The organism is Pseudomonas fluorescens group sp. (genome assembly GCF_020093335.1).
Lineage (GTDB): Bacteria > Pseudomonadota > Gammaproteobacteria > Pseudomonadales > Pseudomonadaceae > Aquipseudomonas > Aquipseudomonas petroselini.
The window spans coordinates 1-26,995 of record NZ_JAIOKW010000003.1 but is presented as its reverse complement, the minus strand read 5'-3'; the positions used below and the strand labels follow the sequence as shown (position 1 = coordinate 26,995).

Sequence of the window (26,995 nt, the reverse complement as noted above, 5' to 3'; positions counted from 1 at the left end):
GTGGATCATGGGTTTTCGCTGTCTGCTGGTTATCGGCTGTTTGTGCCTTGCCTTGATGGCAAATGCCGCCCCTGCGCCCGCCGCACCCCAGGCGCAGCTCACTGTGCAACAACGCGAATGGCTGGCCCAGCACCCGGAGCTGCGGGTGGGCCTGGTGTTGCAGGCGCCTTACGCGCAATACGATCGGCGTTTGCAGCGGTTGTCCGGGGCGAATGTCGAGTTGATGCAGTGGCTGGCCAAGGCGCTGGGCATCGAGCTGACCTGGCGCAACTTCCCCAGCCAGGAGCAACTGGAAGCGGCCGTACGCGAGGGCGAAGTGGACATCGCCCCTGGCCTGCAGCAAACCCCGGCCGGTTTGCGCCTGTGGTTGTTCTCCGATCCCTACATGCGCGTGCCGCAGCACATCGTCGGCATCCGGGAGGGCGGCGGCGCGGTGGAGTTGGAAAAACTCGATGACCAATCCCGCGTCGCCGTGCGCATGCCCAGCGCCGTGGCCGATTACCTGCGCAGTACCTATCCGAGCCTGAACCTGCAAGGCGTGCCCATGGAGCGCCAGGCCCTGCAATTGCTGGTCAGCCAGCAAGCGCGCTACGCCGTGGTGGATGAGGCGCAACTTAGCCGTTTGTCCGGCGAGGCGGAGTTCGCCGGGCTGGCGGTCGTGGGCGATATCGGCCTGCCGCAATTGCTGCGGGTGGCTACACGTCGGGAATGGCCGGAGCTGGCCGGCATCATGGAAAGCGCCTTGCGCGCCATCCCCGCCCGCGACCTGGACCAACTGCACAGCCGCTGGCTGCAGCCCAAGTACCCACGGCTGACGGAATCACCGGGCCTGTGGCAAAACGTCAGCCTGTTGCTGGGCCTGCTCCTGCTTGCCAGCCTGGCGGTGGTGTTCTGGCAGCGTCGCCAGCAGCGCGTGTTGGAGCACGGCTTACTGGCTGCCCGCGAAGAGAGCGAGGCCCGTGCAGCCGGCGCCGAAGCACTACGGCTGACGCAATTCTCCATCGATCAAAGCACGGTCGGTATCCTTTGGGTCAACTGGGACAGCCATGTGCGCTACGCCAACCGTGCGGCCGAAAACATGCTTGGCTACGGCCCCGGTGCGTTGATCGAGCGGCCGCTGATTGACCTCGACCCCACCTTGGATATGGACCGCTGGCTCAACCTGTGGAAGCGCGCGCGGGCCAGCGAAGAGGGCCCACAGAACTTTGCCACCGATTGCCGGCGTGCAGATGGCAGCATCCTGCCGACCAACGTGTCCTTGAGCTTTCTGCGCTTTGCCGAGGCCGAATACTTGGTGGTCTACCTCAACGACGTCACCGAGTTGCGCCGAACGCTGGCGGCCTTGCTGCAAAGTGAAGCGCAACTGCGCGAGCTGTCCGCCCACCTGGAAACCGTGCGCGAAGAAGAAAAAGCCCGTATCGCCCGTGAGGTGCACGACGAACTCGGGCAAATGCTCACCGTGCTCAAGCTCGAAACTTCCATGTGCGAGCTGGCCTATGCGCAACTCGACCCCGGTTTGCACGAGCGTTTGAACAGCATGAAACGCCTGATCGCCCAGCTGTTCCAGCTGGTGCGGGATGTGGCGACGGCACTGCGCCCGCCGATTCTGGATGCCGGCATTGCCTCGGCCATCGAATGGCAGGCGCGACGCTTTGAAGCGCGCACACACATTCCTTGCCTGGTGCAGGTGCCGGATAACCTGCCGGCGCTGAGCGATGCCAAGGCGATCGGCCTGTTTCGCATCCTGCAGGAAGCGCTGACCAATGTGATGCGCCACGCCCAGGCGCATACTGTCGAGCTGACCCTGGCGGTGGAAGGGACGGATTTACGGCTGACCATCAGCGACGATGGCGTCGGTTTCATCCAGGCCCAGGGCCGACCGGTATCATTCGGCCTGGTGGGCATGCGTGAGCGGGTGCTGATCATGGGCGGGCAACTGCGCCTGGACAGCGAACGGGGGGAGGGCACCACCCTGAGTGTGACGGTGCCGTTGGATGCATAACACCAAGAGGAAGTCCTTGTGATCCGCGTACTGGTAGCCGAAGACCACACCATTGTTCGTGAAGGTATCAAGCAATTGATCGGCCTGGCCAAAGACCTGCTGGTGGTTGGGGAAGCGAGCAATGGCGAGCAACTGCTCGAGACCTTGCGCCATGTGCCGTGCGAGGTGGTGTTGCTGGACATCTCGATGCCCGGCGTCAATGGCCTGGAAGCGATTGCGCGCATTCGTGCGTTGAACAATCCGCCGGCGATCCTGGTGCTGTCGATGCACGATGAAGCGCAAATGGCCGCCCGAGCCTTGAAAGTGGGGGCGGCGGGTTATGCGACCAAGGACAGCGACCCGGCGCTGTTGCTCACGGCGATCCGCAAGGTCGCGGCCGGCGGGCGTTACATCGACCCGGACCTGGCCGACCGCATGGTCTTCGAAGTCGGCCTTACCGATACCCGGCCGCTGCATTCATTGCTCTCGGAGCGCGAGTTCTCGGTGTTCGAGCGTCTGGCCCAGGGCGCCAACGTCAACGATATCGCCCAGCAACTGGCGCTGAGCAGCAAGACCATCAGCACGCACAAGGCGCGGTTGATGCAAAAGCTCAATATCACCTCCCTGGCTGAACTGGTGAAGTACGCGATGGAGCACAAGCTGCTTTAACCACATGCCTGTTTACGACGCCCTTTGAGCGGCGCTGAGCTGATGGCTGGCGCAGGGCGCTGCGGCACTGTTCTATCCCCGCCATGCGTGTAGGGCGATCCCTACCCCGAACCTTCCATCCGGCTGATGCCATTCTCTCCTGGCCCCCGATTTCCGGGGGCTCGTGCCTGGACTACGCTTGTTCCACAGCAGTCCAAAATACAAAGGTGCGGGTATGAGCGAGGTGGATACAAATGATGTGCTGGTCAGCTTTCGTGGCGTGCAGAAGAGCTACGACGGCGAGAACCTGATCGTCAAAGACCTCAACCTGGAGATTCGCAAGGGCGAGTTCCTTACCCTGCTCGGCCCTTCCGGTTCGGGCAAGACCACCAGCCTGATGATGCTCGCCGGCTTTGAAACGCCGACCGCCGGTGAAATCCAGCTGGCCGGGCGCTCCATCAACAACGTACCGCCGCACAAGCGCGACATCGGCATGGTGTTCCAGAACTACGCGCTGTTCCCGCACATGACCGTGGCCGAAAACCTGGGGTTTCCCCTCTCTGTGCGTGGCCTGAGCAAGACCGATATCAGCGAGCGGGTCAAACGCGTGCTGAGCATGGTCCAGCTCGACGCGTTCGCCCAACGCTACCCGGCGCAACTGTCCGGCGGCCAGCAACAGCGTGTGGCGCTGGCCCGAGCGTTGGTGTTCGAACCGCAACTGGTGCTGATGGACGAACCCCTCGGCGCCCTCGACAAGCAACTGCGCGAACACATGCAGATGGAGATCAAGCACCTGCATCAGCGCCTCGGCGTGACCGTGGTGTACGTGACCCACGACCAGGGCGAAGCGTTGACCATGTCCGACCGGGTGGCAGTGTTCCACCAGGGCGAGATCCAACAGATCGCCGCACCGCGCACGTTGTACGAAGAACCCAAGAACACCTTCGTCGCCAACTTCATCGGTGAAAACAACCGTCTCAATGGCCGCCTGCACAGCCACACTGGCGACCGCTGTGTCGTCGAGCTGGCGCGCGGCGAGAAAGTCGAGGCGCTGGCCGTGAACGTCGGCCAGGTCGGTGGCCCGGTAACGCTTTCGGTGCGTCCGGAACGTGTGAGCCTCAATGGCTCCAGCGAAAGCTGCGTCAACCGCTTCTCTGGGCGGGTGGCGGAATTCATCTACCTGGGCGACCACGTGCGCGTGCGCCTGGAAGTCTGCGGCAAGGCCGATTTTTTTGTGAAACAACCGATTGCCGAGCTGGACCCAGCCCTGGCGGTCGGCGACGTGGTACCGATTGGCTGGCAAGTCGAGCACGTTCGCGCACTCGACCCACTTCTAGAGGCGAATTGATCGCCCCATGGCTTCACCAACCCTGCACGTGGAGAGAACAACAATGTTGAGTTCCTTGAAGTATTCCGTCCTGGCATTGAGTTTGATGGGCGCGACACAGGCCATGGCCGGCCCGGACCTGACCGTCGTGTCCTTTGGTGGCGCGAACAAGGCGGCTCAGGTCAAAGCCTTCTACGCACCGTGGGAAAGTGCGGGCAACGGCAAGATCGTCGCCGGCGAGTACAACGGCGAAATGGCCAAGGTGAAAGCCATGGTCGACACCAAGAGCGTGTCCTGGGACCTGGTGGAGGTGGAGTCGCCGGAACTGTCCCGTGGCTGCGACGAAGACATGTTCGAGCCGCTGGACCCGAAACTGTTCGGCAACGCTGCCGATTACGTGAAGGGGGCGATCCAGCCGTGCGGCGTGGGCTTCTTCGTATGGTCGACGGTGCTGGCCTACAACGCCGATAAGTTGGCGTCCGCGCCGACCAGCTGGGCGGATTTCTGGGACACCAAGAAATTCCCGGGCAAGCGCGGTTTGCGCAAAGGCGCCAAGTACACCCTGGAATTCGCCTTGATGGCCGACGGCGTAGCGCCGAAGGACGTATACAAAGTGCTGGCCGGCAAAGATGGCCAGGACCGCGCATTCAAGAAACTCGATGAACTCAAGCCGTCGATCCAGTGGTGGGAAGCCGGCGCACAACCGCCGCAGTACCTGGCCTCGGGTGACGTGGTGATGAGCTCGGCCTACAACGGCCGCATTGCCGCCGTGCAGAAAGAAAGCAACCTGAAAGTGGTATGGAACGGCGGTATCTACGACTTCGACGCGTGGGCCATTCCTAAAGGCCTGGCCAAGGATCGTGCGGAAGCGGCGAAGAAATTCATCGCCTTCTCAGTGCAGCCGCAGCAGCAGAAGACCTACTCGGAAAACATCGCCTACGGCCCAGCCAATACCCAAGCCGTCCCGTTGCTGGCCAAGGACATCCTCAAGGACATGCCGACCACCCCGGAAAACATCGCCAACCAGGTGCAGATCGATGTGAGCTTCTGGGCGGACAACGGTGAGCAGCTGGAGCAGCGCTTCAATTCCTGGGCTGCCAAGTAACCCTTCTGGATCGGACTTTGTAGTGAGCGGGCTTGCCCCGCGCTGGGTGGCGAAGCCGCCCCAAGCTAGGCGCCGCATTCTTCCAGACAGAATCCAGGTGCCTGGTTTCAGGGCGGCTTCGCCACCCAGCGCGGGGCAAGCCCGCTCACTACGGGTTAGAGCCCAGCCATAGATGTGTCGTCATTTTCAAGATCCGGAGTCAGCCATGGCCATCGCCGTTCCCTCGAACGAGGTCAACAGCCCCACCCTCAAGCAGCGCCTGGCGCGCGCCGAGCGGCTTAATCGCTGGAAGGCCCAGGCCTTGATTGCGCCGCTGGTGCTGTTTTTGCTGCTGGTGTTCCTGGTGCCGATCGTTGCGCTGCTCTACAAAAGCGTGGGCAACCCGGAAGTGGTGGGCGGTCTGCCGCGCACCGTGGTGGCGGTGACGGCCTGGGACGGTCGTGGCTTGCCGGGCGAGCCGGTGTACCAGGCCCTCAGTGAAGACCTGGGCGAAGCGCGCAAAAACCAGACCCTGGGCGATCTGTCCAAGCGCCTGAACATGGAACTGGCCGGCTACCGCAGCCTGCTGACCAAAACCGCGCGGGCGCTGCCGTTCAGTGAAGCGCCTGCCTCTTATAAGGAAGCGTTGGAAAACCTCGACGAACGCTGGGGCGACCCGGCCTACTGGCAGGCGATCCGGCGCAATACCAGCAGCCTGACACCGTTCTACCTGCTGGCGGCTGTCGATCACCGCATCGACGACCTCGGCGAAGTAGCGCCGGCCACGCCAGACCAGGCGATCTACCTGGACATTTTTGCCCGCACTTTCTGGATGGGCTTGGTGATCACGGCTATCTGCCTGCTGCTGGCCTATCCCCTGGCGTACCTGCTGGCCAACCTGCCGGCGCGCAAAAGCAATCTGTTGATGATTCTAGTGTTGCTGCCGTTCTGGACCTCGATCCTGGTGCGGGTAGCCGCATGGATTGTGTTGCTGCAGTCCGGCGGCCTGATCAACAGCGCAATGATGAGCTTGGGACTGATCGACAAACCGGTGGAACTGGTGTTCAACCGTACCGGTGTCTACATCTCCATGGTGCACATCCTGCTGCCGTTCATGATTCTGCCGATCTACAGCGTGATGAAAGGCATCTCGCCGACCTACATGCGCGCCGCGATTTCCCTGGGTTGTCACCCGTTCGCCAGCTTCTGGCGCGTGTATTTTCCGCAGACCTACGCCGGAGTGGGCGCCGGTTGCCTGCTGGTGTTCATCCTGGCAATTGGTTACTACATCACCCCGGCCCTGCTGGGCAGCCCGAACGACCAGATGGTCAGCTACTTCGTGGCGTTCTACACCAACACCAGTATCAACTGGGGCATGGCGACGGCGTTGGGCGGCTTGCTGCTGCTGGCGACCGTGGTGCTGTACCTGATCTACAACCGTCTGGTGGGCGCCAGCCGCCTGCGCCTGAGCTAAGGAGACCCTGCGATGCTGAGCCCTTATATGTCGCCCGTTGAGCGGGTGTGGTTCTACAGCTTGCGGATCCTCTGCGGCTTGATCCTGTTGTTCCTGATATTGCCCGTGCTGGTGATCATTCCGCTGTCGTTCAACAGCGGCAGTTTCCTGGTGTACCCGCTGCAAGGTTTTTCGCTGCACTGGTACCAGGACTTCTTCGCCTCCGCCGAATGGATGCGTGCGCTGAAGAACAGCATCATCGTCGCCCCGGCGGCCACGGTGCTGGCCATGGTGTTCGGCACCCTGGCGGCGATCGGCCTGACGCGCGGTAATTTCCCCGGTAAGGCGTTGGTCATGGCGCTGGTGATTTCGCCGATGGTGGTGCCGGTGGTGATCATTGGCGTGGCCAGTTACCTGTTCTTTGCACCGCTGGGCCTGGGCAACAGCTTTTTCTCCTTGATCGTGGTGCATGCGGTGCTGGGCGTGCCGTTTGTGATCATCACCGTGTCGGCGACCTTGCAGGGCTTCAACCACAATCTGGTGCGGGCGGCGGCCAGTCTTGGCGCATCGCCGTTGACTGCGTTTCGCCGGGTGACCTTGCCGTTGATTGCGCCAGGCGTGATTTCCGGGGCGTTGTTTGCCTTCGCCACGTCGTTCGATGAAGTGGTGGTGACGCTGTTCCTCGCCGGCCCGGAGCAAGCGACCCTGCCGCGCCAGATGTTCAGCGGCATCCGCGAAAACCTCAGCCCGACGATTGCGGCGGCGGCAACGCTGTTGATTGCCTTCTCGGTGTTGCTGTTGCTGACCCTGGAATGGTTGCGTGGCCGCAGTGAGAAGCTGCGAACCGCGGCGGTCTAACGGCCTGCTGGATATTCAAGTGTGGGAGGGGGCTTGCCCCCGATAGCGGTGGGTCAGCCAGCATTGGTGTAGCTTGACACTCAGCCATCGGGAGCAAGCCCCCTCCCACATTGGTTTCGTGTTGTCTTGGAAATAACCATTCAGGCCCTGAATGCTGGGCAACCCCATTTTCCGAGCTACTCTTGTGCCAGCCCATCCCTGATAAGAGGCCGCGCACATGAGTACCTCCTCATTCAAGATCGCCCACAAACTGCTCACCGGCGCTGGCGCCATCGAACAACTGGCCTTTGAGCTCACCCGCCTGGATGTGGACAACCCGCTGATCGTCACCGACGCCGCGCTGGTCAAGTCCGGCACCGTGGCGCTGGCACTCGAGCACCTGGGCGAACGCAGCTACGAGATTTTCGACCGCGTCCTGCCCGACCCGGAAATCGCCATCGTCGAGGACTGCATGCGTGTCTACCGCGAGGGTGGTCATGACGGCTTGATCGGCCTGGGCGGCGGCAGCGCCATCGATATCGCCAAAAGCGTTGCCGCCTATGCCGGATACCACGGCGCGCTGGCGGACTTGTTTGGCGTCGACCAAGTGCCGCGCAAGGGCCCGCCGCTGATTGCCATCCCGACCACGGCGGGCACCGGCTCGGAAGTGACCAATGTGGCGATCCTCTCCGACAAGGCCGCGCAGCTGAAAAAAGGCATTGTCAGCGACTACCTGCTGCCGGACGTCGCGCTGATCAGCCCGCAAATGACCCTGACCTGCCCGCGCAGCGTCACCGCCGCCAGCGGCGTGGATGCGCTGGTGCATGCCATCGAATCCTACCTGTCGCTGAATGCTTCGCCGATCACCGACGCGCTGGCCATCGGCGCCATCAAGCTGATCGCCAAGGCGTTGCCCAAGGCCTACGCGAACCCCGCGAACCTGCAGGCGCGAGACGATATGGCCACCGCCAGCCTGATGGCCGGTATGGCGTTCGGGAATGCCGGGGTGGGCGCGGTGCATGCGTTGGCGTACCCGCTGGGTGGGCGTTTCAATATTGCCCATGGTGTGAGCAACGCGCTGTTGCTGCCCTATGTGATGCACTGGAACAAGCTGGCCTGTGTGGAGCGTATGCAGGACGTTGCGCAGGCCATGGGCGTGAATGTCGCCGGCTTGAGCGTCAATGATGCCGCCGACCAAGCTGTCGAGGCCATGACGCGACTGTGTGCCGCAGTAGATATCCCGGCGGGCCTGCGCAGTTTCGGGGTGCCCGAGGACGCGATCCCCGCCATGGCCGTGGAGGCGGCGGGCATTGAACGGTTGATGCGCAACAATCCGCGCAAGCTCAGCGCGGCGGATATCGAGAAAATCTATCGGGCTGCGTACTAGCCATTGAGCCAGGTCACGGTGCGCGCGGCAAAGCATGAGGTATACAATGCGCGCCATCGTGATTTAGCTCAAAAAAGGTGCGTCATGCAGCCCTTCGTCATTGCTCCATCGATTCTCTCCGCCGACTTCGCCCGCCTGGGTGAGGAAGTGGACAAGGTGTTGGCCGCCGGTGCCGACTTCGTGCACTTCGATGTCATGGACAACCACTACGTACCCAACCTGACCATCGGCCCGATGGTTTGCGCCGCGTTGCGCAAGTACGGCATCACTGCGCCGATCGATGCGCACCTGATGGTCAGCCCGGTGGATCGCATCATCGGCGACTTCGTTGACGCCGGCGCGACCTACATCACCTTCCACCCGGAAGCCTCGCTGCACGTCGACCGCACCCTGCAACTGATCCGCGAAGGCGGCTGCAAGGCGGGCCTGGTGTTCAACCCGGCCACTCCACTGAGCGTGCTTGAGTACGTGATGGACAAGGTCGACATGATCCTGCTGATGAGCGTCAACCCGGGCTTCGGCGGGCAGAAGTTCATCCCCGGTACGCTGAACAAGCTGCGCGAAGCCCGCGCGCTGATCGACGCCTCGGGTCGTGACATCCGCCTGGAAATCGACGGCGGGGTCAACGTTAAAAACATCCGCGAAATCGCTGCGGCGGGCGCCGACACCTTCGTGGCCGGCTCGGCGATCTTCAACGCGCCGGACTACCAGGAGGTCATCGATAAGATGCGCGCCGAACTGGCGCTGGCGCGTCCATGAGCGGCTTTGAGCAGCTGTTCCCCGGCAAATTGCCACGGCTGGTGATGTTCGATCTTGACGGTACCTTGATCGACTCGGTGCCCGACCTGGCGGCGGCGGTGGACGAGATGCTGCTCAAGCTGGGGCGCAAGCCGGCCGGGGTCGACTCGGTGCGCGAATGGGTTGGCAACGGCGTGCAGATGCTGGTGCGCCGGGCCTTGGCCGACCACATCGATGCCGAAGGCGTGGATGAGGTGGAGGCTGAGCACGCCCTGGAACTGTTCAACGCCGCCTACGAAGACGGCCACGAACTGACCGTGGTCTACCCGGGCGTGCGCGACACCCTCAAGTGGCTGAGCAAGCAAGGAGTGGAAATGGCCCTGATCACCAACAAGCCGGAACGCTTCGTCGCACCGCTGTTGGATCAGATGAAAATCGGCCGTTATTTCCGCTGGATCATCGGTGGCGATACCCTGCCGCAGAAAAAGCCGGACCCGGCGGCGCTTTTTTTCGTGATGAAAATGGCCAATATTCCGGCCTCGCAGTCGTTGTTTGTCGGCGATTCGCGCAGTGATGTGCAGGCGGCAAAGGCCGCGGGTGTGCAGTGTGTAGCCCTCAGTTACGGCTATAACCATGGCCGGCCGATTGCCGAAGAGTCGCCGGCAATGGTCATTGATGACCTGCGCCTGCTAATCCCCGGTTGCTTGGGAGCTGGCGCTGAGATAACGTTGCCCGACACCGATCCGTCCCCTTCTGGAAATTCCATCGTGGTGGTCACTCGCAAACTCTGGATGAAAGTTATCAAGGCCTTGGCCCGCTGGCGTTGGCGCGCCTGACTGATCCTGGCCGCGCTCTGCGGCACGTTTGCATACCTGACTGTTAGATCCTCAAGCCACGAGGCATATCATGACCCGCGAAGAATTCCTGCGTTTGGCCGCTGCCGGCTATAACCGTATCCCCCTGGCCTGTGAAACCCTGGCCGACTTCGACACCCCGTTGTCGATCTACCTGAAACTGGCCGACGAGCCCAACTCCTACCTGCTCGAGTCGGTCCAGGGCGGCGAGAAGTGGGGCCGTTACTCGATCATCGGCCTGCCGTGCCGCACGGTGCTGCGGGTACATGACCATCATGTGAGCATTAGCCATGATGGCGTCGAGATCGAAAGCCACGATGTCGAAGACCCGTTGGCGTTCGTCGAGGCGTTCAAGGCGCGCTACAACGTGCCGACCATTGCTGGGCTGCCACGCTTCAACGGCGGCCTGGTGGGTTACTTCGGCTACGACTGCGTGCGCTACGTGGAAAAACGCCTGGGCAAATGCCCGAACCCGGATCCGCTGGGGGTGCCGGACATTCTGTTGATGGTCTCCGATGCGGTGGTGGTGTTCGACAACCTCGCCGGGAAGATGCACGCGATTGTGCTCGCTGACCCGTCCCAGGTCGACGCGTTCGAGCAAGGCCTGGCCAGCCTCGAAGCCCTCATGGAAAAACTGCGCCAGCCGATCACCCCGCGTCGCGGCCTGGACCTCAGCCGTCCGCCGGCGGCCGACCCGGTGTTCCGCTCCAGCTTTACCCAGGATGACTACGAGCGTGCGGTCGACACCATCAAGGAATACATCCTCGCCGGTGACTGCATGCAGGTGGTGCCGTCGCAACGCATGTCCATCGACTTCAAGGCCGCGCCGATCGATCTGTATCGCGCATTGCGCTGCTTCAACCCGACGCCGTACATGTACTTCTTCAACTTTGGTGACTTCCACGTGGTGGGCAGTTCGCCGGAAGTGCTGGTGCGCGTCGAAGACAACCTGATCACCGTGCGCCCGATCGCCGGTACTCGCCCACGGGGTGCGACCGAAGAGGCCGACCTGGCGCTGGAAAAGGACCTGTTGAGCGACGACAAGGAAATCGCCGAGCACCTGATGCTCATCGACCTGGGTCGTAACGATACCGGGCGTGTCTCGGAAATCGGTTCGGTGAAACTCACCGAAAAGATGGTGATCGAGCGGTATTCCAACGTGATGCACATTGTGTCCAACGTCACCGGCGAGCTGAAAGCCGGCTTGACGGCGATGGACGCGCTGCGCGCGATTCTGCCGGCGGGCACCTTGTCGGGTGCGCCGAAGATCCGTGCGATGGAAATCATCGACGAGCTGGAGCCGGTCAAGCGCGGTGTCTACGGCGGTGCCGTGGGCTATTTCGCCTGGAACGGCAACATGGACACGGCCATTGCGATCCGCACGGCCGTGATCAAGGACGGGGAGCTGCATGTGCAGGCCGGTGGCGGGATTGTCGCCGACTCGGTGCCGGCCCTCGAATGGGAAGAAACCCTGAACAAGCGCCGCGCGATGTTCCGCGCCGTTGCGCTGGCTGAACAGACCCCCAATTCTTGAGGTTTCCCCCATGTTGCTGATGATTGATAACTACGATTCCTTTACTTACAACGTTGTGCAGTACCTGGGCGAGTTGGGTGCCGAGGTCAAGGTGGTGCGCAACGATGAACTGACCGTGGCCGAGATCGCTGCCCTGAACCCGGAGCGCATCGTGGTTTCGCCAGGCCCGTGCACGCCGACCGAGGCGGGTGTCTCGCTGGAGGCGATCAAGTATTTCGCCGGCAAGCTGCCGATCCTGGGCGTATGCCTGGGCCACCAGTCCATCGGCCAGGCCTTTGGCGGTGACGTGGTGCGGGCGCGCCAGGTGATGCACGGCAAGACCAGCCCGGTGTTCCATCATGATCTAGGCGTGTTTCATGGCCTCAACTTGCCGGTGACGGTGACCCGCTACCACTCGCTGGTGGTCAAGCGCGAAACCTTGCCGGAGTGCCTGGAACTTACCGCTTGGACACAGCTGGAAGACGGCTCGGTCGATGAGATCATGGGCCTGCGCCACAAGACACTGAATATCGAAGGGGTGCAATTTCACCCTGAGTCGATCCTGACCGAGCAGGGCTACGAGCTGTTCGCCAACTTTCTCAAGCAGAGCGGCGGCACGCGCTAAGGACTTTCCATGGATATCAAGACTGCCCTGAGCCGTATCGTCGGCCATCTGGACCTGAGCACCGCTGAAATGAGCGATGTGATGCGCGAAATCATGACCGGTCAGTGCACCGATGCGCAGATCGGCGCGTTCATGATGGCGATGCGCATGAAGAGCGAGAGCATCGACGAGATCGTCGGCGCGGTATCGGTCATGCGCGAGCTGGCGGACAAGGTTGAGCTCAAGACCCTCGACGGCGTGGTCGACGTGGTCGGCACCGGCGGTGACGGTGCGAACATCTTCAACGTCTCGACGGCGTCGTCTTTTGTTGTTGCGGCGGCGGGTTGCACCGTGGCCAAGCACGGTAACCGTGCGGTGTCTGGCAAGAGCGGCAGTGCCGATTTGCTCGAAGCGGCGGGCATCTACCTGAACCTGACCCCGGTTCAAGTGGCGCGTTGTATTGATAACGTCGGCATCGGCTTCATGTTTGCCCAATCCCATCATGGTGCAATGAAGCATGCTGCCGGCCCGCGCAAAGACCTCGGCCTGCGCACCCTGTTCAACATGCTCGGCCCGCTTACGAATCCGGCCGGTGTGAAGCACCAGGTGGTGGGCGTGTTCAGCCAGGCGCTGTGCCGGCCTTTGGCCGAAGTGCTGCAGCGCATGGGCAGCAAGCATGTGCTGGTGGTGCATTCCAAAGACGGCTTGGACGAGTTCAGCCTGGCGGCACCGACGTTCGTGGCGGAACTGAAGAACGACCAAATCACCGAATACTGGGTCGAGCCGGAAGATTTGGGTATGAAGAGCCAGAGCCTGCATGGCTTGGCGGTGGAAAGCCCGGCGGCGTCCCTGGAGTTGATTCGCGATGCGTTGGGGCGTCGCAAGACCGAGAACGGCCAAAAAGCTGCTGAGATGATTGTTCTGAATGCTGGCGCGGCACTTTATGCGGCGGACCATGCCTATAGTCTTAAGGAAGGTGTCGCCTTGGCCCACGATGCACTGCACACCGGTCTGGCTCGCGAGAAGCTCGAAGAACTCGGGGCATTCACCGCAGTATTCAAGATGGAGAATGAAGGATGAGTGTGCCGACCGTTCTGGAAAAAATCCTGGCCCGCAAAGCTGAAGAAGTCGCCGAGCGTCGCGCCCGTGTCAGCCTGGCCGAGCTTGAAGCCCAGGCGAAGGTCGCTGATGCACCGCGTGGCTTTGCCAATGCCTTGATCGCCCAGGCCAAGCTCAAGCAGCCTGCGGTCATTGCCGAGGTCAAGAAAGCTTCTCCGAGCAAAGGTGTGATTCGCGAGATCTTCATTCCTGAAGACATTGCCAAGAGCTATGAGAAGGGCGGGGCGACCTGCCTCTCGGTGCTGACCGATATCGACTACTTCCAGGGTTCCGACCTGTTCCTGCAGCAAGCCCGCGCTGCGTGCAAGTTGCCGGTGATCCGCAAGGATTTCATGGTTGACCCCTACCAGATCGTCGAAGCCCGTGCCCTGGGCGCCGACTGCGTGCTGTTGATCGTTTCCGCGTTGGATGACGTGAAGATGGCCGAACTGGCTGCCGTCGCCAAAAGCGTCGGCCTGGACGTACTGGTGGAGGTGCACGATGGCGATGAGCTGGAACGCGCCCTGAAAACCCTCGACACACCGCTGGTGGGGGTCAACAACCGTAACCTGCACACCTTCGAAGTCAGCCTGGAAAACACCCTCGACCTGCTGCCGCGTATTCCGCGTGACCGTCTGGTGATTACCGAGAGTGGCATCGTCAACCGTGCCGATGTGGAACTGATGGAAATCAGCGGCGTGTATTCGTTCCTGGTGGGCGAGACCTTCATGCGCGCTGAAAACCCGGGGGCGGAGCTGCAGCGCTTGTTCTTCCCGGAGCGTGGCGTGGCGGTCAGTGGTTCGACATTAGACTGACTTGAACACGGTCAAGATTTGAAATGCAATCGAGCATGTGAGAGGGGGCTTGCTCCCGATAGCGGGGTGTCAGTCAATACCTGTACTGACTGATCTAAAGCTATCGGGGGCAAGCCCCCTTCACATTGGGTTTTGTGTTTATTCAGATAGGTAAGTGTTTGATGGTTAAGCCGGTGTCGATGACGGTTGAAGCGGGCCTGGCTGCCGAGCAGGCGCTGCTGGCGGCTGTGTGCGCCGGCGAGCAGGAATTCGGCCTGCTGTTCTGGCAACCCAGTGATCAAGCGTTGGTGATGCCGCGTCGTCTGAGTCGGCTGCCGGCGTTCGAAACCGCCAGCCAGGTATCATCCGACGCCGGCTGGCCGGTATTGCTGCGTGAAACCGGCGGTGAGCCAGTGCCGCAATCGAGTGCCACGGTCAACATCGCCCTGGTCTACGCCCCGCCGCGCAGCGAAGGCGATCAGGGGCGCATCGAAACCGGTTACCAGCGGCTGTGTCAGCCCATCTGCGATTTTTTGATTGAGCTGGGGGGCGATGCCTCCGTCGGCGAGATCGATGGCGCGTTTTGCGACGGTCGCTACAACGTCAACCTCGATGGCCGCAAAATGGTCGGTACGGCTCAACGTTGGCGACAAAGTGGTGGCCGCCCGGTGGGGCTGGTGCACGGGGCTTTGTTGTTGGATAACGATCGCGAAGCGCTGATTGCGGCGGTCAACCGCTTCAATGAGGCCTGCGGTCTCGACCAGCGGGTGCGTGCCGACAGCCATATCGCCCTGCACGAAGCCTTCCCGGCGCCGGATGCGATCAGCCGGCTGGATACCTTGTACCGTCAAATGTTGGCCAGCTTCCTGCCGGTTTAACGGGTACCGAACACCACCATCGTCTTGCCTTTGACGTGCACCAGGTTGCGTTCTTCCAAGTCTTTGAGCACGCGGCCGACCATCTCCCGTGAACAGCCGACAATGCGCCCGATTTCCTGGCGTGTGACCTTGATCTGCATGCCATCGGGGTGGGTCATGGCGTCAGGTTGCTTGCACAAGTCCAAGAGGCAGCGGGCGACGCGGCCGGTGACGTCAAAGAATGCCAGGTCGCCGACCTTGCGCGTGGTGTCGCGCAGCCGCTGGGCAATCTGGCCGCTGAGGGCGTAGAGGATGTCGGGATCCTGCTGGGCCAGCTCGCGGAATTTGGCATAGCTGATCTCGGCCACTTCGCACTCGACCTTGGCCCGCACCCAGGCGCTGCGTTCCTGTTCCTTGCCGGCTTGTTCGAACAGCCCCAGTTCCCCAAAGAAGTCCCCGGTGTTCAGGTAGGCGATGATCATTTCACGGCCGTCTTCATCCTCAATCAGGATGGTGACCGAGCCTTTGATAATGAAGTACAGCGTATCGGAACGTTCGCCGGCGCAGATGATGTTATGCTTGGCCGGGTGGCGACGGCGCTGGCAATGCATCAGCAGTTTGTCGAGATTCTTGATCTTGGGTATGGGAGTAAGAGCAACCATGGTTGTATCCCGAAAAGACTGCGCGAGGTAGTTGGAGTTGTTGTATTCATCGGTATCGGCATTGATACACGCTGTATAAAGGGTGGCAATACGCCATCGATTTGGCGCCAGCTTAACAGACACATTCTGTCTCGATTAGGCAATTTTTCCGCGTAGCCCCTGCAATTGATCACTTTTGTCGCAAACGCTGACGCCAGCGAGCGCTGTGCTAAGCTGGCGACCCTTTTTTAGCAGTGGAGTCTGGGCGATGAAGGCACGCATCCAATGGGCGGGCGAAGCCATGTTCCTCGGTGAGTCGGGCAGTGGCCATGTGGTGGTCATGGATGGCCCGCCGGAAGCCGGTGGCCGTAACCTGGGCGTACGCCCGATGGAAATGCTCCTGCTTGGCGTGGGCGGTTGCAGCAATTTCGACGTGGTCAGCATCCTGAAAAAATCCCGTCAGGCCGTGGAAAGCTGCGAAGCCTTCCTGGAAGCCGAGCGTGCCACTGAAGATCCCAAGGTGTTTACCAAGATCCACATGCATTTCGTGGTGAAGGGCCGGGCGCTGAAAGAAGCCCAGGTCAAGCGTGCCATCGAGTTGTCCGCTGAGAAGTACTGCTCGGCGTCCATCATGCTCGGCGCGGCCGGTGTGGCCATCACCCATGATTACGAAATCATCGAGGTCGGTTGATCGCTCAATCGGCGGGCAAAAAGAAAGGGCGCTTTGGAGGCGCCCTTTTTTTGTGGCTCGGATTTGATGCGTTTAGATGCGGTAGGTGCTCTTGGTCATGACCTTGGCCAATAAGCTCATGCCAAACCTGACCGGCGCGGGGAAGCGGAAACCGCCTGCATCCAGCGCGCTTTCGGCGTGATGTTCTTCATCGATGCGCATCTGCTCAAGAATCGCCCGGGACTTTTCGTCTTCGGCGGGCAGTTGTTCCAGATGCTCATCCAAGTGCTTGCACACTTGATGTTCGGTGGCTGCGACAAAACCGAGGCTGACTTTGTCACTGATCAGGCCGGCAGCGGCACCGATCCCAAACGACAGGCCATAAAACAGCGGGTTCAGCACGCTCGGGTGGCTGCCGAGTTGGCGAATGCGTTGCTCGCACCAGGCTAGGTGATCGATTTCTTCCTCGGCGGCATGCTCCATGGCTGCGCGAACCTGCGGCAGCTTGGCGGTCAGGGCCTGGCCTTGATACAGCGCCTGGGCACAGACTTCGCCGGTATGGTTGATGCGCATCAGGCCGGCGACGTGGCGGGTCTCGGTCTCGCTCATCTGTGCGTCGGGCTGCACGATGGCGGGCGACGGGCGATACGGTTGGCCGCTGAAGGGCAGCAGCGTGCGCATGGCCATGTCGGCTTGCAGCAACAGACGGTCAATCGGCGAGTAGTGACGTTGGGTAGTCATGCTGACCTCCGGGAAGAATCTCGGCGGCCAGTTTACCGCAAGAGAGGGGGAAGCGTTTGCGCTGAGTCAGGGGCATGGGGTCGCAGCCTGAGGCCGTGACCCTTGTTCCGAGGGGAATCAGCCCGGCGGCCAGTTCATCTGGCGCTGACCCAGCACATGCATATGGATGTGATAAACGGTTTGCCCGCCGTCTTCATTGCAGTTCATCACCACACGAAACCCTTTTTCACAGCCTTGTTCAACGGCCAGGCGCTGGGCGGTGAACAGGATATGGCCGGCAAGGGCTTTATCGTCTTCCGTCAGGTCATTCAAGGTCCGGATCGGTTTCTTCGGAATGACCAGGAAATGCACGGGGGCCTGCGGCGCGATATCGTGGAAGGCCAGAACCTGGTCGTCTTCGTAGATAATCTTCGCGGGTATTTCTCTGTTGATGATCTTGGTGAACAGAGTATCCACAGCTGTTTCTCCATTATGAGTATGCAGGGTGAGTGTACCCAGCCGGTCAGCGCGGGCAATAGGCCTTGTTGATGGCGCCGGCGATCTTGCGGGTCAGCCAGCGAGGGCTGAAGCGCGGGCTGAAGGCTATCCAGCGGTTGCGTCGGCCGGGAATGATGATGGCTTTGTTCTTTTCCAGGGCGCGCACGGTGTAGAGCGCCACTTCTTCGGGGCTCATCAGTTGTTGGCTGCGGTCGAGCTTGGCGGTGTCCATTTGCGCGGTGCCGAAGAACGCGGTGCGGGTCGGGCCGGGGCAAAGGACCGAGACCTTGATGCCGCAGGTTTTCAACTCTTCGCGCAGGCCTTCGGAAAAGTGCAGTACGTAGGCCTTGCTGGCGTAGTAGGTGCTCATCCACGGGCCCGGCTGAAACGCCGCGATGGACGCCACATTGAGAATCTGCCCGCCACCGTGCAGCGCCATGGTGTTGCCAAGTGCGTGGCACATGCGGGTCAGAGCGAGGATGTTGACCTCCATGAGGTCTTGTTCGGTCATCCAGTCCTGGGCCAGGAACGGCCCGCTGGTACCAATGCCGGCACAGTTGACCAGCAGGTCGATCTGCCGCTCACCTTCTTCAAGCTCCAGCAGGAACCCGGACAAGCGCAGTGGCTCGCCCAGGTCGCAGGCCCGGAACAGCACCTCGACGCCAAACCGTTGGGTCAATTCGATAGCAATGCTTTCCAACTGATCACGCTGGCGGGCCACCAGAATCAAGCTGCGGCCGCGCCGGGCCAGTGCTTCGGCCAAGGCCAGGCCGATGCCGCTGGAGGCACCGGTGATCAGAGCGTAACGGGTCATGCCTTTCTCCATCGCAACACCGCCGAGCCTGCGACAGAGGCATCGCAGGCCGGTGGTGTTTCTTTACTGTTCTGGAGAGTCTACAGGTTCGCCCGCTTCGTCAGCACTCTGCGCTTCGTCTTCTTCTACGGTCGCGCTTTGGTCAGCGTCTTCATCGGAGGTGATGGAACTGCTTTCGTAGCCGCTGTCCATGTTGGCTTCGAGTTGGTTCAGGTAACCGTTCATGCCCAGGGTGACCACGATGGCCAGCATGATCGGAATAAACGCCAGCCACAGCGTGGCCAGGACTTTTACCGCCGTGGAGTTGCGGGGTGGTGGTGCGCCATATTGGTTGGCGCCCGCGTTCCCCGGCAATACCAGCAACAGGATCGGGAAAACGCTGTTCACCAGTGGGACGAGGTTGAGGAAGTACAGCCAGCCGGACCAACCCAGGTCGTGCAGGCGCTGCACACCGATCTGTACGCTGACCCAGACAAGCGCCACAAACAGCGCGAGACCCAGCAGTACCCCGAGGATAGTGCCTGCCGTCGGCGATGCGGTGGCCACGGCAAAGCTCACGGTACTGATGATGCCACCCGCAACCAGCATCGCCAGGGTCAACACCAGGGTCCAGGCCAGGTAGCGCAGACGGCCAATACGCCCGTGGATAGTGAAAACCTTGAGGGTGGCGTATTCCGGCAGGTGCTCACCTACCGCGGCACGCGGCGGTGCGTAGGGGGAGGCGGCCGGGCGGGAGAAGTCGGAAGCGCCGGAATCCGTTTCATGGGTTTCGGCGAGGCTGAAGGCCACGGGCTGTTCGGCTTCGATACGTGCATCGACCCCAGCGTTTTTCAGCGCAGTGAGGTAGGTTTCGGCGTCCGGTCGGGACAGGTCGCGTTTGAGCGCGACCGTGCGGCCGGTGAAGAGCTTCTCGATGGCTTCGACTTCGCTCTTGAACAGCTCGGCCAGGTTCAGTTTGGCCGTGGTGCTTTCGACACCCGGGAGCAAGGCTCCATCAAACACAATCTTGAAACGGTTGTCGCTCATGCGGGCTTCCTTGTCACTTATTCAGGGAGGAGGGCAGGCCTGTGTAATTGGCAGGCCTTGCGGTTGGGTCAGCGTGGCCAGCGCAGTTGAGCGGCTTGTTCGCGTGCCTTGCGGTATTCGGCATCCAGGCGAGCAACCAGTTCATCGACGCTGGGTAAATCATCAATCTCACCGACACCTTGGCCGGCAGACCATACAGTCTTCCACGCCTTGGCCTCGTCGCTCAACGGCTTGAGCTTGGAGCCAAAGTTGACCTCGCCCTTGCCTTGCAGGGCGGCGAGATCGAAACCGGCGTTTTCCAGGCTCTGGCGCATAAAGCTCGCGGGCACGCCGGAGACAGCAGGAGTGTGCACGATGTCGGCGGCGCGCGATGTGAGCAGCATCTCTTTATACGCATCCGGGGCGTGGCTTTCGGTGGTGCCGATGAACCGCGTGCCGAAATAGGCCAAGTCTGCGCCGAGCAACTGGGCGGCGAGAATCTCGTGCCCATGGTTGAGGCAGCCGGCCAGCAGCAGGGTTTTGTCGAAGAATTGGCGGATCTCGGCAATCAGCGAGAAAGGGCTCCAGGTGCCGGCGTGGCCACCGGCGCCGGCCGCAACGGCGATCAGGCCATCCACGCCGGCTTCGGCGGCCTTCTCGGCGTGGCGGCGGGTGGTGACGTCGTGGAACACCAGGCCACCGTAACTGTGCACGGCGTCCACCAACTCCTTCACGGCGCCCAGACTGGTAATGACGATCGGCACTTTGTGTTCGACGCAAATCGCCAGGTCCGCCTCCAGGCGCGGGTTGCTGTTGTGCACGATCAGGTTGACGGCGTAGGGCGCGGGATTATCCAGTTGTGCCAGGCCCGCTTCGATTTCTTCCAGCCAGGCCTTGAACCCGCTGCTTTCGCGTTGGTTAAGCGCCGGGAAACTCCCTACCACCCCGTTGCGGCAGCACGCCAGGACCAATTGCGGGTTGGAGATAAGGAACATCGGCGCAGCCACGACGGGCAGGCGCAGACGGTGTTCAAGCAGAGCGGGCAGCGACATTGGAGGTACCCCGAGTCATTGAAGTTAGAACGGTTTGACCACGACCAAAATTACGATAGCCAGCAATATCAGAACGGGCACTTCATTGAACCAGCGATAAAAGACATGGCTGCGGGTGTTTTCGCCACGGGCAAAACGTTTTACCTGTGCGCCGCACATATGGTGGTAGCCGATCAGGAACACCACCAGGGTCAACTTGGCGTGGATCCAGGCGCCCGATTGAAAGATGCCGGGGTTGAGTGCGATCAGCCAGATACCGAATACCAGCGAAGCCAGCATCGCCGGGCCCATGATGCCGCGGTACAGCTTACGCTCCATGACACTGAAACGCTCCTTGCTGACGGCGTCCTCGCTCTGGGCGTGGTAAACGAACAGGCGCGGCAGGTAGAACAGCCCGGCAAACCAGCAGACGATGCTGACGATGTGGAAGGCTTTGACCCATAGATAAAGCATTTTTAGTTATTCCCAGGTTCACGGTAACTGAAGATAGTAGTGGCTCATGCGCCCGTACGTCACGTTGACGGTTGTCGCAGGACGATGCGGCCCCTATTATCGACGGCTTTCCAGTGGGTTCGTTGAGGGCAGGTTTATGGTCAAGGTCGGTATCGTCGGCGGCACGGGTTACACCGGTGTCGAATTCCTGCGTCTGTTGGCTCAGCATCCGCAAGCTGAGGTGGTGGTCATCACCTCCCGATCCGAGGCCGGCCTGGCCGTGGCCGACATGTACCCGAACCTGCGAGGCCATTACGACGGCCTGGCGTTCAGTGTCCCTGACATCAGCACCCTGGGTGCATGCGACGTGGTGTTCTTTGCCACGCCTCATGGTGTGGCTCATGCATTGGCAGGTGAACTGCTGGCTGCTGGTACCAAGGTGATCGACCTGTCGGCGGATTTCCGTTTGCAGGATGCTGATGAGTGGGCCAAGTGGTATGGCCAGCCTCACGGTGCGCCAGAGCTGTTGGAAGAAGCGGTGTATGGCCTGCCGGAGGTCAATCGTGAGCAGATCAAGCAGGCGCGCCTGATCGCGGTGCCGGGTTGCTATCCAACGGCCACACAGCTGGGCTTCCTGCCGTTGCTCGAAGCCGGGTTGGCAGATGTCTCGCGCTTGATCGCGGACTGCAAGTCCGGTGTGAGCGGCGCCGGTCGTGGTGCAGCGGTGGGTTCGCTGTACTCCGAGACGTCGGAAAGCATGAAAGCCTATGCGGTAAAAGGGCATCGCCACTTGCCGGAAATCCGCCAGGGGCTGCGGCGTGCCGCCGGTCAGGACGTGGGCCTGACGTTCGTGCCGCACCTGACGCCGATGATCCGTGGCATTCATTCCACGTTGTACGCCACAGTGGTTGATCGCTCGGTAGACCTGCAGGCGCTGTTCGAAAAGCGTTATGCCAACGAACCGTTCGTCGACGTAATGCCTGCCGGCAGCCATCCGGAAACCCGCAGCGTGCGCGGCGCCAACGTGTGCCGGATTGCGGTGCACCGTCCACAGGATGGCGACTTGGTCGTGGTGTTGTCGGTGATTGATAACTTGGTCAAGGGCGCGTCGGGCCAGGCGGTGCAGAACATGAACATCCTGTTTGGCCTGGACGAGAAGCTGGGCCTGTCCCACGCGGGCATGCTGCCTTAAGGTTTTCAGGTGGTTGCGCAAAAGGCCCGATGATCGGGCCTTTTGTGTTTTTGATGGCGGCTAGGCAGATTGATATACCGTAACAATAGTTGACCGCTTTTCTAGGAGAAGCGGATAATGCCCGTCATTACGCATATGGCGGCGCTACGCCGGGAGATTATCAGCATGAGCGTTGAATCCTTCACCCCCACGGCTTTGCAATTCACCCACGGTGCTGCGCACAAGGTGAAGAGCCTGGTCGATGAAGAGGGTAATGATCGCTTGAAGCTGCGCGTATTCGTTACGGGCGGCGGTTGTTCAGGGTTTCAGTACGGTTTTACCTTCGATGAAGATGTGGCCGATGATGACACCATCGTTGAGCGCGAGGGCGTAAGCCTGGTCGTGGACCCAATGAGTTTCCAGTACTTGGCAGGTGCCGAGGTGGATTACCAGGAAGGTCTGGAGGGTTCACGTTTCGTGATCAAGAACCCTAATGCTACGACCACCTGTGGTTGTGGGTCTTCGTTCTCGATCTGATCTATAGCAGTACAGAAACGCCGCTTGGCTTTGATAGGCCAAGCGGCGTTTTGCTGTCTACGGATTATGGGGGCGGTCAGGCGGGATATATCGCGCCCAGCACCCGAAGCCCGCGTGAGCCGGTGACGCTCGGGCGGTTGGCCGCGATGCCTTCGAGGCAGCAATGGGCCAGCCACGCGAAGGCCATTGCCTCGACCCAGTCGGGGTCTACGCCATAGGTGGCGGTGCTGCTGACGTGGGTTGACGGTAGCAGGGCTGCCAGGCGATTCATCAGCGTGGCGTTGTGAGCGCCACCGCCACACACCAGCAGTGTTTCTGTCTGGGGTTGGGCGGACTGCAACGACTCGACGATGGTGAGCGCGGTCAGCTCCAGCAGCGTGGCCTGCACATCTTGAGGTTCGAATGCGGGGAGACGGCCAAGGTGTTGATGCAGCCATTCCAGGTTGAACACTTCGCGCCCAGTGCTCTTGGGGCCCTTGGCCACGAAGAATGGATCGCTGAGCAGGGCATTGAGCAGTTGGGGCTCAACCTTGCCGCTGGCAGCCCACTGACCATCGCGATCAAAGTGCTCGCTGCGTTGTTGGTGAATCCAGGCATCCAACAGCACATTGCCTGGGCCGCAATCGAATCCGGCTACAGGTTTACCGGTCTCGATCAGGCTGAGATTGCTGAAACCGCCCACATTCAATACGGCACGGTTGCCGGTGCGTTCACCAAACAGTGCTTCATGGAATGCCGGGACCAGCGGGGCGCCCTGGCCGCCGGCGGCGACATCGCGGCTGCGGAAGTCGCTGACCACGGTGATGTTGGTCAGCTCGGTGAGCAAGGCCGGATTGCCGATCTGCACGGTAAAGCCCCGGGCGGGTTCATGGCGGATGGTCTGGCCATGGCTGCCGATCGCGCGGATGTCCTGGGGCTTGAGGTGTTGCTGAACGAGTAATGCGTGAATGCCCTGTGCTGCCAGGTTCACCCATTTCTGTTGGGCGATTGCTGAGCGGGCGATCTCATCCGGGCCGCTGGCGCACAGGGCGAGCAGCTCGGTGCGCAGGGTATCCGGCATGGGGAGGTAGTGCGTGGCGATCAGTTTGATCGCCGGGGCCTGTTCGATCAAAGCGATGTCCAGGCCATCGAGACTGGTCCCGGACATCACGCCTATATAGAGCGACATACCTTAACGCTTCGCCGAAGCCAGCAGGGTGGAGCGCTCTTGGTCCATGCGCGCCATCAACGGCTGGCTCTGTTGCATGAATCGAGCGCGCTCGGCCTTGGCGATCGGATCGGCCATTGGCAGTTTTTGGCCCAGCGGGTCGACGTGCACCCCATTAACCTGGAATTCGTAGTGCAAGTGCGGGCCGGTGGACAGGCCGGTAGTGCCGATGTAGCCGATCACCTGGCCTTGCTTGACGGTGCCGCCGGTTTGCACGCCCTTGGCGAAGCCTTGCATGTGGCCATACAGGGTGCGGTAGGTGTTCCCGTGCTGGATGATCACGGTATTACCGTAACCACCACGGCGTCCGGCCAATAGCACTTTACCGTCGCCGGCCGCCTTGATTGGCGTGCCGCGCGGGGCAGCGTAGTCGACGCCTTTGTGGGCGCGGATTTTGTTCAGAATTGGATGCTTGCGACCCATGGAGAAACGCGAGCTAATGCGAGCGAAGTCTACCGGCGTGCGGATGAAGGCTTTGCGCATGCTATTGCCGTCGGCGGTGTAGTAGCTGCTGTTGCCTTGTTTGTTGGTGTAGCGCACGGCGGTGTAGGTCTTGCCACGGTTGGTAAAGCGTGCGGAGAGAATATTACCGGTGCCGACCACTTTGCCATTCGCGACTTTCTGCTCATAGATCACATCGAATTCGTCGCCTTGGCGGATGTCCTGGGCGAAGTCGATGTCGTAGCCGAACACGCTGGCCATGTCCATGGTCATACTGTGGGACAGGCCGGCGCGGGCCGCGGATTGCGACAGCGAGCTGTTGATTACGCCGTGTACATAGGCGGAGCGCATCACCGGCTTGGTGGTGACGCGGTTGAAGGCAAAGCCTTTGGCGCCTTTAGTCAGAGTGATGCTTTCGAGGTCGCTGACATTGCTGTGCAGGTTGTTGAGCTGTCCGTCGGGTGTCAGTTCGAATTCCAGCTTTTGACCGCGTTTGAGCTGGGTGAACTGCTTGGCTTGTTTGTCGCTGGCGAGTACTTCGTTGACGGTGGCTGCGGGGAGGCCGACTTTCTCGAATAGCGTCGAGAGCGTATCGCCCTTGCCAACGATGACTTCGCGGTGCTGGGGATTCTTGGCTGTGTCTACAGTCAGCGCGGCCTTAGTCTGAGCGGCTTGCTGTGTGTCTTCCGGGCTATTTTCTATCTGGGCGAACGGTGAGTCCACTTGAGCATTTGTGGCTTGTTGTGCGTCGGAAGCGTCTTGATCTTGTGTCAGTTGTTCAACCGGACTTTCCAAGTCAAGGCTCAGGGATGTTCGTTTGGCTTCTACTTCACTGGAAGGGAATACCAGGAGTGCCAGGCTGAGAAGGGCGGCGATACCACTTGCGGCGAGCAGGTGGGTCTTCGGGTAAAGCGGCGGCGCTTTAGACGGTTCAGTGGTCATAGGTAATTTGACTTTGAAGATGAAATGGAAAAGATGAATGACATGATGAAGATGAAATAACTGTATAAAATATAACCAAATCATCTGTGGCGCAAGCTCGCGAACGCTGGGCTTGCTGAACGGTGTCCGTTCGCAGGGCAAAACTTGTAATTAGTCCCTGATCTTGTATGGTTGGTTCCCTTTTGAATCTGAGCCTTGCGGGTCTGTTATGAAGTCGGTTGAAGAGCAGCTAGCGCTGATAAAACGTGGTGCGGAAGAACTGTTGGTCGAGGCCGAGCTGATCGAAAAGCTCAAGCGTGGCCAACCCCTGCGTATTAAGGCTGGCTTTGATCCGACTGCGCCGGATTTGCACCTGGGCCATACCGTGCTTATTAATAAGCTGCGCCAGTTCCAGGAGCTGGGGCATCAGGTCATCTTCCTTATAGGTGATTTCACCGGGATGATCGGCGATCCGAGCGGCAAGAGTGCCACGCGCCCTCCGCTGACTCGCGAGCAGGTTCTCGATAACGCCGAGACCTACAAGACGCAGGTATTCAAGATCCTTGATCCGGCCAAGACCGAGGTGGCGTTCAACTCCACTTGGATGGATCAGATGGGGCCGGCGGATTTTATTCGCCTGACCTCCCAGTACACCGTCGCACGCATGCTTGAGCGTGATGACTTCGACAAGCGCTACTCTACCAATCAGCCGATCGCCATTCATGAGTTCCTCTATCCGCTGGTTCAGGGCTACGACTCGGTGGCGTTGCGTGCGGATGTTGAGCTCGGCGGCACCGATCAGAAGTTCAACCTGCTGATGGGGCGTGAGCTGCAGCGTGCGTATGGACAGGAGGCCCAGTGCATTCTGACTATGCCGTTGCTGGAGGGGTTGGATGGCGTCAAGAAGATGTCCAAGTCTCTGGGTAACTATGTTGGTATCCAGGAAGCCCCGGGCGTCATGTACGGCAAGCTGGTTTCGATTCCTGATGCGTTGATGTGGCGTTACTTCGAGTTGCTGAGTTTCCGCTCGATGGATGAGATCAATGCGCTGCGTGCTGATGTAGAGGCAGGCGCCAATCCGCGTGACGTGAAGATCAAGCTGGCGGAAGAGATTGTTGCGCGCTTCCATGGTGACGAAGCAGCGGCTAATGCTCATCGTGCTGCGGGCAATCGCATGAAGGACGGCGAGCTGCCGGATGATCTGCCGGAGATCGAGCTGTCTGCTGCCGAAGCGATGCCAATCGCTGCCGTCCTTAATAAAGCAGGTTTGGTGAAGAACTCGGCGGTTGCGCGTGACCTGTTGGGTTCGGGTGGTGTGCGTGTAGATGGTGAGGTCGTAGATCGTACCTTTATATGCGAGCTGGGTAGCACCCACGTATGCCAGGCGGGGAAGAAGGCATTTGCGCGTATTACGCTCAAATCCGAATAAACCTGAAATTAAGTGTTGACGGCGAATTATATCTGTCTATAATTCGCCCCACTTCCGGCGCAGTCGAAACGGAAAACTCCTTGGTAAACAAAGAGTTACGCAGAGTTCGACAGCGAGTTGCTTCAGTTCATCGAAGCCCAGAAGGAGTTGGTAGAGCAGTGTTGTTTGGCTCTATTAACGTTTCGATCCTCTCGGTCGAAAGCGGAGAAAAAGAGGTGTTGACAGCAGCGTGTAACGCTGTAGAATTCGCCTCCCGCTAACGAGAGATCGGAAGCGCAAGTG

At 60.6% G+C, this 26,995-nt stretch carries 27 protein-coding genes; 18 read left to right on the top strand and 9 right to left on the bottom strand.

The features are described 5' to 3' along the window. Positions 1-7 precede the first annotated feature (7 nt). The 14 genes from K7431_RS04740 (at position 8) to K7431_RS04675 (ending at position 15,196) form a co-directional block, all read left to right on the top strand. Complete coding sequence (locus K7431_RS04740) at positions 8-2,002, top strand: PAS domain-containing sensor histidine kinase (RefSeq protein WP_015886167.1); 1,995 nt, start codon at positions 8-10, stop codon at positions 2,000-2,002. 18 nt (positions 2,003-2,020) lie between these two features. Continuing rightward, entirely contained in the window at positions 2,021-2,650 is a 630-nt protein-coding gene (locus K7431_RS04735) for a response regulator (protein ID WP_015886166.1), read from the top strand. 214 nt (positions 2,651-2,864) lie between these two features. Continuing rightward, complete coding sequence (locus K7431_RS04730; RefSeq protein WP_015886165.1) at positions 2,865-3,977, top strand: ABC transporter ATP-binding protein; 1,113 nt, start codon at positions 2,865-2,867, stop codon at positions 3,975-3,977. Positions 3,978-4,020: 43 nt separating this feature from the next. Beyond that, the gene (locus tag K7431_RS04725; RefSeq protein WP_015886164.1) at positions 4,021-5,061 is read left to right on the top strand and encodes an ABC transporter substrate-binding protein; all 1,041 of its coding nucleotides are present in this window, start codon (positions 4,021-4,023) and stop codon (positions 5,059-5,061) included. A gap of 205 nt (positions 5,062-5,266) precedes the next feature. Further along, positions 5,267-6,514: an ABC transporter permease gene (locus tag K7431_RS04720; RefSeq protein ID WP_015886163.1), complete on the top strand. Its 1,248-nt coding sequence runs from the start codon at positions 5,267-5,269 to the stop codon at positions 6,512-6,514. Positions 6,515-6,526: 12 nt separating this feature from the next. Further along, on the top strand, positions 6,527-7,351 hold the full coding sequence (locus K7431_RS04715) for an ABC transporter permease (RefSeq protein WP_015886162.1): 825 nt from the start codon (positions 6,527-6,529) through the stop codon (positions 7,349-7,351). Between the two features lie 217 nt (positions 7,352-7,568). Beyond that, a complete protein-coding gene (locus K7431_RS04710) occupies positions 7,569-8,717 on the top strand; it encodes an iron-containing alcohol dehydrogenase (RefSeq protein WP_015886161.1) in 1,149 nt (382 codons plus the stop codon). An 84-nt stretch (positions 8,718-8,801) separates the two neighbouring features. After that, positions 8,802-9,476, top strand: coding sequence for a ribulose-phosphate 3-epimerase (gene rpe, locus K7431_RS04705; RefSeq protein ID WP_015886160.1), 675 nt, complete (start codon positions 8,802-8,804; stop codon positions 9,474-9,476). After that, on the top strand, positions 9,473-10,291 hold the full coding sequence (locus tag K7431_RS04700) for a phosphoglycolate phosphatase (RefSeq protein WP_015886159.1): 819 nt from the start codon (positions 9,473-9,475) through the stop codon (positions 10,289-10,291). The genes rpe and K7431_RS04700 overlap by 4 nt, the downstream gene beginning before the upstream one ends. Before the next feature lie 70 nt (positions 10,292-10,361). Beyond that, on the top strand, positions 10,362-11,843 hold the full coding sequence (trpE, locus tag K7431_RS04695) for an anthranilate synthase component I (RefSeq protein WP_015886158.1): 1,482 nt from the start codon (positions 10,362-10,364) through the stop codon (positions 11,841-11,843). 10 nt (positions 11,844-11,853) lie between these two features. Then, positions 11,854-12,447, top strand: a complete 594-nt coding sequence (locus K7431_RS04690) for an aminodeoxychorismate/anthranilate synthase component II (protein ID WP_015886157.1) — start codon at positions 11,854-11,856, stop codon at positions 12,445-12,447. Between the two features lie 9 nt (positions 12,448-12,456). Further along, positions 12,457-13,506, top strand: a complete 1,050-nt coding sequence (gene trpD, locus K7431_RS04685) for an anthranilate phosphoribosyltransferase (RefSeq protein WP_015886156.1) — start codon at positions 12,457-12,459, stop codon at positions 13,504-13,506. Next, complete coding sequence (gene trpC / locus K7431_RS04680) at positions 13,503-14,339, top strand: indole-3-glycerol phosphate synthase TrpC (protein WP_015886155.1); 837 nt, start codon at positions 13,503-13,505, stop codon at positions 14,337-14,339. Before trpD ends, trpC begins: the two co-directional genes overlap by 4 nt. A 161-nt stretch (positions 14,340-14,500) precedes the next feature. Further along, positions 14,501-15,196: a lipoate--protein ligase family protein gene (locus K7431_RS04675; RefSeq protein WP_015886154.1), complete on the top strand. Its 696-nt coding sequence runs from the start codon at positions 14,501-14,503 to the stop codon at positions 15,194-15,196. Here the strand turns inward: K7431_RS04675 and crp are convergent. Further along, positions 15,193-15,837, bottom strand: coding sequence for a cAMP-activated global transcriptional regulator CRP (gene crp / locus K7431_RS04670; RefSeq protein WP_015886153.1), 645 nt, complete (start codon positions 15,835-15,837; stop codon positions 15,193-15,195). The genes K7431_RS04675 and crp overlap by 4 nt on opposite strands. Before the next feature lie 247 nt (positions 15,838-16,084). Between crp and K7431_RS04665 the strand changes: the two genes are divergently transcribed. Next, positions 16,085-16,507 carry an OsmC family protein gene (locus tag K7431_RS04665; protein ID WP_015886152.1) on the top strand — a complete coding sequence of 141 codons (423 nt, stop codon included), beginning with the start codon at positions 16,085-16,087 and terminating at the stop codon, positions 16,505-16,507. Between the two features lie 72 nt (positions 16,508-16,579). Here K7431_RS04665 and coq7 read toward each other — a convergent pair whose 3' ends face one another. The 6 genes from coq7 to hemJ form a co-directional block, all read right to left on the bottom strand. After that, positions 16,580-17,227: a 2-polyprenyl-3-methyl-6-methoxy-1,4-benzoquinone monooxygenase gene (coq7, locus tag K7431_RS04660; protein WP_015886151.1), complete on the bottom strand. Its 648-nt coding sequence runs from the start codon at positions 17,225-17,227 to the stop codon at positions 16,580-16,582. 117 nt (positions 17,228-17,344) lie between these two features. Beyond that, positions 17,345-17,683 carry a histidine triad nucleotide-binding protein gene (locus K7431_RS04655; RefSeq protein ID WP_003194682.1) on the bottom strand — a complete coding sequence of 113 codons (339 nt, stop codon included), beginning with the start codon at positions 17,681-17,683 and terminating at the stop codon, positions 17,345-17,347. A gap of 46 nt (positions 17,684-17,729) precedes the next feature. Further along, positions 17,730-18,518 carry an SDR family NAD(P)-dependent oxidoreductase gene (locus K7431_RS04650; RefSeq protein ID WP_015886150.1) on the bottom strand — a complete coding sequence of 263 codons (789 nt, stop codon included), beginning with the start codon at positions 18,516-18,518 and terminating at the stop codon, positions 17,730-17,732. A 63-nt stretch (positions 18,519-18,581) separates the two neighbouring features. Continuing rightward, positions 18,582-19,544, bottom strand: coding sequence for a DUF805 domain-containing protein (locus tag K7431_RS04645; protein WP_015886149.1), 963 nt, complete (start codon positions 19,542-19,544; stop codon positions 18,582-18,584). 68 nt (positions 19,545-19,612) lie between these two features. Continuing rightward, positions 19,613-20,575 (bottom strand): NAD(P)H-dependent flavin oxidoreductase, encoded by a 963-nt coding sequence (locus tag K7431_RS04640; protein WP_015886148.1) that lies wholly within the window; start codon positions 20,573-20,575, stop codon positions 19,613-19,615. 24 nt (positions 20,576-20,599) lie between these two features. Continuing rightward, positions 20,600-21,028, bottom strand: coding sequence for a protoporphyrinogen oxidase HemJ (gene hemJ, locus K7431_RS04635; protein ID WP_015886147.1), 429 nt, complete (start codon positions 21,026-21,028; stop codon positions 20,600-20,602). Between the two features lie 136 nt (positions 21,029-21,164). Here hemJ and argC point away from each other — a divergent pair, with 136 nt between their 5' ends. Together argC and erpA are read left to right on the top strand one after the other, a co-directional pair. Continuing rightward, entirely contained in the window at positions 21,165-22,199 is a 1,035-nt protein-coding gene (gene argC, locus K7431_RS04630; protein ID WP_015886146.1) for an N-acetyl-gamma-glutamyl-phosphate reductase, read from the top strand. A gap of 165 nt (positions 22,200-22,364) precedes the next feature. Then, positions 22,365-22,715, top strand: coding sequence for an iron-sulfur cluster insertion protein ErpA (gene erpA / locus K7431_RS04625; RefSeq protein WP_003176443.1), 351 nt, complete (start codon positions 22,365-22,367; stop codon positions 22,713-22,715). A 76-nt stretch (positions 22,716-22,791) separates the two neighbouring features. Here erpA and K7431_RS04620 read toward each other — a convergent pair whose 3' ends face one another. Then, positions 22,792-23,883, bottom strand: coding sequence for an anhydro-N-acetylmuramic acid kinase (locus K7431_RS04620; RefSeq protein WP_015886145.1), 1,092 nt, complete (start codon positions 23,881-23,883; stop codon positions 22,792-22,794). A 3-nt stretch (positions 23,884-23,886) separates the two neighbouring features. After that, on the bottom strand, positions 23,887-25,305 hold the full coding sequence (locus tag K7431_RS04615; protein ID WP_015886144.1) for a peptidoglycan DD-metalloendopeptidase family protein: 1,419 nt from the start codon (positions 25,303-25,305) through the stop codon (positions 23,887-23,889). A 208-nt stretch (positions 25,306-25,513) separates the two neighbouring features. Between K7431_RS04615 and tyrS the strand changes: the two genes are divergently transcribed. Then, complete coding sequence (gene tyrS, locus K7431_RS04610) at positions 25,514-26,713, top strand: tyrosine--tRNA ligase (RefSeq protein WP_015886143.1); 1,200 nt, start codon at positions 25,514-25,516, stop codon at positions 26,711-26,713. Positions 26,714-26,995 lie beyond the last annotated feature (282 nt).

Excerpts from the sequence above, each read along its gene's own strand:
- K7431_RS04740 (WP_015886167.1), top strand. The coding sequence starts at position 8 with ATGGGTTTTCGCTGTCTGCTGGTTATCGGCTGTTTGTGCCTTGCCTTG.
- K7431_RS04730 (WP_015886165.1), top strand. The coding sequence starts at position 2,865 with ATGAGCGAGGTGGATACAAATGATGTGCTGGTCAGCTTTCGTGGCGTG.
- K7431_RS04725 (WP_015886164.1), top strand. The coding sequence starts at position 4,021 with ATGTTGAGTTCCTTGAAGTATTCCGTCCTGGCATTGAGTTTGATGGGC.
- K7431_RS04720 (WP_015886163.1), top strand. The coding sequence starts at position 5,267 with ATGGCCATCGCCGTTCCCTCGAACGAGGTCAACAGCCCCACCCTCAAG.
- K7431_RS04715 (WP_015886162.1), top strand. The coding sequence starts at position 6,527 with ATGCTGAGCCCTTATATGTCGCCCGTTGAGCGGGTGTGGTTCTACAGC.
- K7431_RS04710 (WP_015886161.1), top strand. The coding sequence starts at position 7,569 with ATGAGTACCTCCTCATTCAAGATCGCCCACAAACTGCTCACCGGCGCT.
- rpe (WP_015886160.1), top strand. The coding sequence starts at position 8,802 with ATGCAGCCCTTCGTCATTGCTCCATCGATTCTCTCCGCCGACTTCGCC.
- K7431_RS04700 (WP_015886159.1), top strand. The coding sequence starts at position 9,473 with ATGAGCGGCTTTGAGCAGCTGTTCCCCGGCAAATTGCCACGGCTGGTG.
- trpE (WP_015886158.1), top strand. The coding sequence starts at position 10,362 with ATGACCCGCGAAGAATTCCTGCGTTTGGCCGCTGCCGGCTATAACCGT.
- K7431_RS04690 (WP_015886157.1), top strand. The coding sequence starts at position 11,854 with ATGTTGCTGATGATTGATAACTACGATTCCTTTACTTACAACGTTGTG.
- trpD (WP_015886156.1), top strand. The coding sequence starts at position 12,457 with ATGGATATCAAGACTGCCCTGAGCCGTATCGTCGGCCATCTGGACCTG.
- trpC (WP_015886155.1), top strand. The coding sequence starts at position 13,503 with ATGAGTGTGCCGACCGTTCTGGAAAAAATCCTGGCCCGCAAAGCTGAA.
- K7431_RS04675 (WP_015886154.1), top strand. The coding sequence starts at position 14,501 with ATGGTTAAGCCGGTGTCGATGACGGTTGAAGCGGGCCTGGCTGCCGAG.
- crp (WP_015886153.1), bottom strand. The coding sequence starts at position 15,837 with ATGGTTGCTCTTACTCCCATACCCAAGATCAAGAATCTCGACAAACTG.
- K7431_RS04665 (WP_015886152.1), top strand. The coding sequence starts at position 16,085 with ATGAAGGCACGCATCCAATGGGCGGGCGAAGCCATGTTCCTCGGTGAG.
- coq7 (WP_015886151.1), bottom strand. The coding sequence starts at position 17,227 with ATGACTACCCAACGTCACTACTCGCCGATTGACCGTCTGTTGCTGCAA.
- K7431_RS04650 (WP_015886150.1), bottom strand. The coding sequence starts at position 18,518 with ATGACCCGTTACGCTCTGATCACCGGTGCCTCCAGCGGCATCGGCCTG.
- K7431_RS04645 (WP_015886149.1), bottom strand. The coding sequence starts at position 19,544 with ATGAGCGACAACCGTTTCAAGATTGTGTTTGATGGAGCCTTGCTCCCG.
- K7431_RS04640 (WP_015886148.1), bottom strand. The coding sequence starts at position 20,575 with ATGTCGCTGCCCGCTCTGCTTGAACACCGTCTGCGCCTGCCCGTCGTG.
- hemJ (WP_015886147.1), bottom strand. The coding sequence starts at position 21,028 with ATGCTTTATCTATGGGTCAAAGCCTTCCACATCGTCAGCATCGTCTGC.
- argC (WP_015886146.1), top strand. The coding sequence starts at position 21,165 with ATGGTCAAGGTCGGTATCGTCGGCGGCACGGGTTACACCGGTGTCGAA.
- erpA (WP_003176443.1), top strand. The coding sequence starts at position 22,365 with ATGAGCGTTGAATCCTTCACCCCCACGGCTTTGCAATTCACCCACGGT.
- K7431_RS04620 (WP_015886145.1), bottom strand. The coding sequence starts at position 23,883 with ATGTCGCTCTATATAGGCGTGATGTCCGGGACCAGTCTCGATGGCCTG.
- K7431_RS04615 (WP_015886144.1), bottom strand. The coding sequence starts at position 25,305 with ATGACCACTGAACCGTCTAAAGCGCCGCCGCTTTACCCGAAGACCCAC.
- tyrS (WP_015886143.1), top strand. The coding sequence starts at position 25,514 with ATGAAGTCGGTTGAAGAGCAGCTAGCGCTGATAAAACGTGGTGCGGAA.